General features: G+C 52.4%; 1 rRNA gene. It reads left to right on the top strand.

Annotation, left to right across the window (positions count from 1 at the left end):
- A 23S ribosomal RNA gene (locus tag F0L74_RS34655) occupies positions 1-1,450 on the top strand; the annotation flags it as partial.

Below are 1,450 nucleotides of genomic sequence, written 5' to 3'. Positions count from 1 at the left end.
TCGAAAGGGAATCCGGTTCCTATTCCGGAACCCGGCAGCGGAACCGTTTCAATAATCGTTCCCTCGTCTTTAAAAACGAGTGTTCGACGGGGTAACCCAAAGTGGCCTGAAGACGCCGCCGAGAGGTCCGGGAAGAGTTTTCTTTTCTGCCTGAGCGTTCGAGTTCCATGGAATCCTATAGAAGGGAGATATGGTTCGGAACGCGAAGAGCACCGCATTTGCGGCGGTGTCCGGATACTCTCTGCGGACCTTGAAAATTCAGGTGAGGGATGTACGTTGAGATGTCGCGCCGGTTCGTACCCATATCCGCAGCAGGTCTCCAAGGTGAAGAGCCTCTAGTCGATAGAATAATGTAGGTAAGGGAAGTCGGCAAATTGGATCCGTAACTTCGGAATAAGGATTGGCCCTGAGGACCGGGGCGTGTCGGGTTTGGACGGGAAGCGGATGCGGCCGGTGCCGGGTCTGGTCGATGTTCGTGCGTTATGTTCGTTTTAGCGAGTTAGTATTTTAATATAATGCGGCCTCAAAAACTGTATATATTTAATATGACACTCGCGAAAATCGTCTTACGTTTCGGACTGGATCCGGACCCGCGTTCTCCGGCCTTCCGCGGATCTTCCTAGCCGTGAGGTCGTGTCGGTTTCGTTTCGTGCGCGATCGGCACGATTCTGTACGACCGCCGTTCAACGGTCAGCTCAGAACTGGCACGGACAAGGGGAATCCGACTGTCTAATTAAAACAAAGCATTGCGATGGCCCTCGCGGGTGTTGACGCAATGTGATTTCTGCCCAGTGCTCTGAATGTCAACGTGAAGAAATTCAAGCAAGCGCGGGTAAACGGCGGGAGTAACTATGACTCTCTTAAGGTAGCCAAATGCCTCGTCATCTAATTAGTGACGCGCATGAATGGATTAACGAGATTCCCACTGTCCCTATCTACTATCTAGCGAAACCACAGCCAAGGGAACGGGCTTGGGAGAATCAGCGGGGAAAGAAGACCCTGTTGAGCTTGACTCTAGTCTGGCATTGTAAGGAGACATGAGAGGTGTAGCATAAGTGGGAGATCGTTTCGCGCGATCGTCGCTGAAAAACCACTACTTTCATTGTTTCATTACTTACTCGGTTGGGCGGAAGCGGTGCGCGGTCGATAATATCGGCGGGCGCACGGTGTTTCGTTCCAAGCGTGCAGAGTGGTGACGTGGCGGAAACGCTCGTCGCCGTTTAAAACTCCCGCGTGATCCGGTTCGAGGACACTGCCAGGCGGGGAGTTTGACTGGGGCGGTACATCTGTCAAAGAATAACGCAGGTGTCCTAAGGCCAGCTCAGCGAGGACAGAAACCTCGCGTGGAGCAAAAGGGCAAAAGCTGGCTTGATCCAGATGTTCAGTACGCATAGGGACTGCGAAAGCACGGCCTATCGATCCTTTAGTATAAAGAGTTTTTAGCAAGAGG

It is taken from the genome of Chitinophaga agrisoli, from assembly GCF_008386695.1.
GTDB classification, from domain to species: Bacteria; Bacteroidota; Bacteroidia; order Chitinophagales; family Chitinophagaceae; genus Chitinophaga; species Chitinophaga agrisoli.
The sequence above is the reverse complement of the archived record's forward strand: the minus strand, read 5'-3'. Positions and strand labels throughout refer to the sequence as shown.